This is a genomic window from Streptomyces sp. NPDC058683, assembly GCF_042716195.1.
GTDB lineage: Bacteria > Actinomycetota > Actinomycetes > Streptomycetales > Streptomycetaceae > Streptomyces.
Map to the genome: position 1 here is coordinate 1 of NZ_JBHXSK010000114.1, position 6,680 is coordinate 6,680.

Sequence of the window (6,680 nt, forward strand, 5' to 3'; positions counted from 1 at the left end):
CGACAACTCATCCCCACAATCGCCAACGGCTCATCCACCCGCGACGAACGCCGCCCCCGCACCACCCGCCGCTCAACAACACCCTCACCCCCACCGACCTCCGCCAGCAGGAACCGGGTCACGGCAGCCGGCGACGGGTGGTCGAAGACCAGCGTGGACGGAAGCCGCAGACCACTCGCCTGCGTCAGCCGGTTCCGCAACTCCACCGCACCCAGCGAATCGAAACCCAACTCCTTGAACGCCCGCCCCGGATCAATCGCGGCAGCCGAAGCATGCCCCAACACCGCCGCGACCTGCGTCAGCACCAACTCCAGAACCACCCGCTCCCAGTCCGGCTGCGGGACGTCGGCGAGTCGCTCAGTGAGTGATCCGCCCGCGCTCCCCATACGGCGAGCGGGCATACGTACGAGCCCGCGCAGCAACGCCGGGAGCATCCCCGCGCGCGCCTGAGCCCGCAACGCAGCCTGGTCCAACCGCACCGGCACGACGAGCGCCGCATCCAGCCTCTGCGACCGGTCGAACAACTCCACACCCAGCTCGGACGACAGCGCACCGACGCCCTGCCGCTCCAGCCGCGCCAGCTCCGCCGCGTCCAACTCCCCGGTCATCCCCGTCGCATCCGCCCACAACCCCCACGCCAGCGAAGTCGCCGGCAGACCGGCAGCACGACGGTGCGCGGCCAGGGCGTCGAGTACGGCGTTGGCCGCGGCGTAGTTGCCCTGGCCAGGGCTGCCGATCAGGGCCGCCACGGACGAGAACAGCACAAACGCCGACAACTCCATGTCCGCAGTCAGCTCATGCAAGTGCAGCGCCGCATCCACCTTCGGCCGCATCACCCGCTCCACCTGCTCAGCCGTAAGAGAGGTGATCACACCGTCGTCCAGGACACCGGCCGCATGAATGACGGCGGTGAGCGGGTGCTCCAACGAACCGATCAGAGCGGCCAGTTGGTCGCGGTCAGACACATCACACGCCTCGACCCGCACCGAGGCACCCAGCCCCTCCAACTCCCCAACCAACCCCGACACACCAACCGCCCCCGGCCCACGCCGGCTCACCAGCAACAGCCGCTTGGCGCCACGCCGTTCGGCGAGATGCCGGGCGAAGACCGCGCCCAGACCACCCGTACCACCCGTGATCAGCACCGTGCCATCCGGATCCAGCACCGGACCCGCGACCGACACCGCCGACACCCGCGCCAGCCTCGGTGCCAGGAACCTACCCCCACGAACTGCGAGTTGAGGCTCATCAAGAGCAGCCACCACACCCCAGTCCGGCACACCACCCTCACCATCCACATCCACATCCACATCCACATCCACATCCACCAGCGTGATCCGCCCCGGATGCTCCGACTGCGCACTACGCACCAAACCCCACACCGGCGCCTGCACCAGATCGGCCGCTTCATCACCCACCGCCACACCCCGACGCGTCACCACCACCAACCGCGCCCCAGCCAACACCTCACTCGCCAGCCACCGCTGCAACAACCCCAACACCCGCACCACAACCGACGACGCCGTATCCGCCAGCCCCGCAACCTCGGCAACCACCACATCCGGAACCCCGGCTCCCTCAGCCACGGCCCGCTCCAACGCATCCAGACCGCCGCCGTCCCCGTCCTCACCGAGCGAAGCAACCCGCACGGAGGCTTCCGACTCTTCGGCGGCCGGGACTTCCGCCCAGTCGACCGTGAACAGCGAGCTATTGCTCGACCGCCCGGCGCTCTCAAGCTGCGTCCGGTCGACAGGGCGAGCGACGATGGACCTGACGGACACGACCTCGGCACCCGCGTCGTCGACCGCGTCGAGCCGCAACGCGGAGTCGCCGGTTGACGCGACCCGGACCCGCAGTCGCGAGGAGCCCCGGCTGGAGAGACGTACACCGGCCCAACTGAACGGCATCCGATGCCCACCGCCGTCGCCGTCGCCGTCGACCAGCAGGACCGCGCCGCTCTGCAACGCGGCGTCGAACAAGGCAGGGTGGATACCGAACGCCCGAGCGGGGTCAACGTGCTCGTCGGTGAGCGAGACCTCGGCGTAGATCTCGTCACCGTCCCGCCAGGCGGCGCGCAGCCCCTGGAAAACGGGGCCGTAGTCGTAACCGATGTCGCTCAGCCGTGAGTAGAACGACTCGACCGCGAGCGGCTCCGCGCCCTCCGGCGGCCACTCGGCGGGCCACGCCGTGGCAGGCCCGGCCTCGGGGGCGAGAAAGCCACGGGCATGGCACATCGCCGCCTCGGCCGCGCCCGCTTCGTAGATCTCCGCCTCGGCCTCGGGACGGGTGTAGATCGCGATGGCACGGCGGCCATCCTCGTCAGGCGTTCCGACAGTGACCTGAACCTGAACCGCGGCACCCTCCTGGAGAAGGAACGGGGACTCCAGGATCAGCTCCTCGACGACCGGGGTGGCGGTATGCCTGCCGGCGGTGAGTGCCAGTTCGATCAGTGCGGTGCCAGGGACGACGATGTTGCCGAGGAGTACGTGCTCTGCGGTCCAGGGCTGCGTTTCGGTGGACACGCGCCCGGTCAGCACCCACTCGTCCCGGTCACCGACCGACACCGCCGCACTCAGCAGAGGGTGGTCGAGCCGCCCGAGTCCGGCAGCAGCCGCGTCACCTGCCCCGGCACCAGGAGCCAGCCAGTACCGCTCACGTTGGAAGGCGTAGGTCGGCAGAGGGACGCGCCGGGCGCCCGTGCCCGCGTACAGCGCCGACCAATCCACCGACACGCCAGCTACGTGCGCCTGCGCGAGAAACGCGGCGAACGTCTCCGCCTCAGGGTGACGGGCCCGTAATGCGGTCGCGAACAGCGCCGTGGTGTCCTCATCCACCGCCTGCCGCGCCAACGCCGTCAGCACACCATCCGGACCCAACTCCAGGAACCGCGTCACACCCTCGGCCTGGAGGGTACGCACCCCGTCCGTGAACCGAACCGCCTGACGAACGTGATCCACCCAGTAACCCGGATCAGCCAACTCCGCCGACACCAGAGCACCGGTCACATTCGACACCACCGGAATCCGGGGAACGCCGAACGTCAGTCCCTCGGCTATGGCACGGAACTCCGCCAGCATCGGCTCCATCCGATGCGAGTGGAAGGCGTGACTGACCCGCAGCCGGCTCGTCTTACGGCCCTGCCACCGCGGCAGCCACTCATCCAGCGCATCCAGATCACCGGAGACCACGACCGAGCGGGGACCGTTGACCGCCGCGATCCCCAGCCGGTCCTCGAACCCCGCCAGCTCCCCGGCAACCTCCTCCTCCGCCGCCTGCACCGCCGCCATCCCACCACCGGCAGGCAACGCACCCATCAACCGGCCCCGCGCCACCACCAGCGCACACGCATCCGCCAGCGACAGCACTCCCGCCACATGGGCGGCCACCAGCTCACCGACCGAGTGCCCGATCAGATAGTCCGGGCGCACTCCGAGGGACTCGACCAGCCGGAACAGTGCCACCTCGACCGCGAACAACGCCGCCTGCGTGAACTCCGTCGCATTCAGGACAGCCGCATCCGCAGAGCCGTCCTCGGCAGCCAGCAAGTCCCGCAGCGAACGGCCCAGCCGTGGATCCAGCTCCGCACACACTTCATCCAACGCCCGCGCGAACTGCGGGTAGACGGCGGCGAGTTCCACACCCATCCGGGCCCGCTGCGCCCCCTGCCCCGTGAACAAGAACGCCGTACGCCCCGCACTCGCCTGACCGTCGAACACCCCGGCCGCAGCCTCACCGCCGGCCAAAGCCGCAAGCCCCGCCAGCAACCCCTCCCGACCCGACGCCACCACCGCAGCCCGCTGCTCCAACTGCGCCCTCGTCACCACCGACGAGAAAGCAACATCCGCCAACCCCACTCCTGGGGAAGCCACCACATGCGCACGCAACCGCTCCGCCTGCGCACGCAACGCCACCTCGTCCTTACCCGACAGCAGCACCGCAGCCGGCCGGTCCGGCACGCTCACTTCCGCGGCCGACTCCGCAGGACCCTCCGGAGCCTCTTCCAGAATGAGGTGGGCGTTCGTGCCGCTGATCCCGAACGACGACACTCCAGCACGTCGCGGCCGCTCACCCGCAGGCCACTCCTCCGCCTCCGTCAGGAGCCGGATCTGCCCGGCCTCCCAGTCGACATGCGGCGAGGGAGCGTCCACGTGCAGCGTCGACGGCAGCCGACCATGCCGCATCGCCATGACCATCTTGATCACACCGGCGACACCAGCCGCCGCCGACGTATGCCCGATGTTCGACTTGATCGACCCCAACCGCAGCGGATCGTTGCCTGCCCGCTCCTGCCCATACGTCGCCAACAACGCCTGAGCCTCGATCGGGTCACCCAACTTCGTGCCCGTCCCATGACCCTCCACCGCATCGACATCAGCAGGGCTCAACCCCGCGTTCGCCAACGCCTGCCGAATCACCCGCTCCTGCGAAGGACCGTTCGGCGCCGTCAGACCATTACTCGCACCGTCCTGATTCACCGCACTACCACGCACGACGGCCAGCACGCGGTGGCCATTCCGCCGCGCATCCGACAACCGCTCCAGCACGACCAGACCAAGACCGTCCGAGAAACCGGTACCGTCGGCAGCTGCCGCGTACGGCTTGCAGCGTCCGTCGGGGGCGAGGCCTCGCTGGCGGCTGAACTCCACCATCAGGAAGGGTCCGGCGAGCACCGTCACGCCGCCCACCAGGGCGAGGGAGCACTCGCCCGAGCGCAGCGCCTGTGCGGCCATGTGCATCGCGACCAGGGACGACGAGCATGCCGTGTCCACCGTGACGGCGGGGCCTTCCAGGCCGAGGCTGTAGGCGACCCGGCCGGACACCACGCTGGTCGTCGTACCCGTGAGGCGGAACCCCTCCAGCTCCGGGAGCATCTGCCCGCCGTAGTTGGAGGGCACCGCGCCGCAGAACACGCCTGTGTCGCTGCCGCGCAGCGAGGTCGGGGCGATACCCGCGTCCTCGAACGCCTCCCACGCCGCCTCCAGCATCAACCGCTGGGCCGGATCGGTGGCCAGCGCCTCACGCGGGCTGATCTCGAAGAACCCCGCGTCGAAGTCCCCGACGCCGTCGACGAACCCGCCGCCGCTCGCGTAGACCTTGCCGACCCGCTCCGGATCCGGGTCATACAGGCGCTCCACATCCCAGCCGCGGTCCTGCGGCAGGCCGGACACCGCGTCGCGGCCCTCGGACACCAGCTGCCACAACGTGTCCGGGGAGGTGACGCCGCCGGCGTACCGGCAGCTCATGCCGACGATGGCCAGAGGCTCGGTCGACTGGGCGAGGAGCCGCCGGTTCTGCTGGCGCAGGCGCTCGGTCTCCTTGAGTGATTTACGGAGGGCTTCGACGAGTTCGTTCTGGTTGGCGGCCATGGCTACGCCTTCACCTCCGGGCGCACAGCGGCGACCACGTTCTCGATCAGGTTCGGGATTGCTGTCGTCGTCATGCCATGTCCTCTTGGGTCATCCGGATCAGGGCGTCGACGTCCATCTCGTCGATCGACTCGGTGTCCCCGGCGGTCGGTGTGACGTCTTCGGAGCTGTTCGCCAGCTCCATGAGCGTTTCGAGCAGCCCGGCCTGACGCAGCCGGCCGATCGGGATCGACACCAGCAGCTCGCGGATCTCGTCCTCCTCCGACGACCGCTGAGCCGGCGCCGTGCCGTCCGGCATGGCGACGGGGATCAGGTACTGCGCAACGGCCTCGGGGGTCGGGTGGTCGAAGACGAGCGTGGTGGGCAGCCGCAGACCGGTTGCCTGGGTGAGCCGGTTACGCAGTTCCACCGCGGCCAGCGAGTCGAAGCCGAGTGTCTTGAAAGCACGGTCCGGGTCGATCGCGTCGGAAGAGGCGTGGCCGAGGATGGCCGCGACCTGGCCGCGCACCAGATCGAGCGTGACGCGCTCCCAGTCCGTCTGCGGTACGGCGGCCAGCCGCTCGGCGAGTGATCCGCCCGCGCTCTCCACCTGACGGGCAGGCATACGCACCAGTCCACGCAGCAACGCCGGAAGCATCCCCGCCCGCGCCTGCGCCCGCAACGCACCCTGATCCAACCGCACCGGCACGACGAGCGCCGCATTTAGCCGCTGCGACCGGTCGAACAACTCCACACCCAGCTCGGACGACAGCGCACCGACGCCCTGCCGCTCCAACCGCGCCAGCTCCGCCTCGTCCAACTCCCCGGTCATCCCGGTCGCATCCGCCCACAGACCCCAGGCCAACGAGGTCGCCGGCAGGCCGGTAGCACGACGGTGCGCGGCCAGGGCGTCGAGCACAGCATTGGCCGCGGCGTAGTTGCCCTGGCCAGGGCTGCCGATCAGGGCAGCGACGGAGGAGAACAGCACGAACGCCGACAACTCCATGTCCGCAGTCAGCTCATGCAAGTGCAGGGCCGCGTCCACCTTCGGCCGCATCACCCGCTCCACCTGCGCGGGCGTGAGAGAAGTGATCACACCGTCGTCCAGGACACCGGCCGCGTGAATGACGGCGGTGAGCGGGTGCTCCAACGAGCCGATCAACGCTGCCAGTTGGTCGCGGTCGGACACATCACACGCCTCGACCCGCACCGAGGCACCCAACGCCTCCAGCTCTTGTACGAGTTCGGTGACACCGGCTGCTTCCGGGCCGCGCCGGCTCACCAGCAACAGCCGCCTAGCGCCGTGGTGTTCCGCCAGATGCCGGGCGAAGACCG

At 69.5% G+C, this 6,680-nt stretch carries 2 protein-coding genes; both read right to left on the minus strand.

The genetic code is table 11. From position 1 onward, the window contains the following. A partial coding sequence (locus tag ACFWXC_RS52715) for an SDR family NAD(P)-dependent oxidoreductase (protein ID WP_384491450.1) occupies positions 1–5,366 on the minus strand: 5,366 nt, incomplete at its 3' end. Positions 5,367–5,436: 70 nt separating this feature from the next. Beyond that, positions 5,437–6,680 (minus strand): beta-ketoacyl reductase (locus ACFWXC_RS52720; protein ID WP_384491452.1); only part of this gene is annotated, 1,244 nt, incomplete at its 5' end.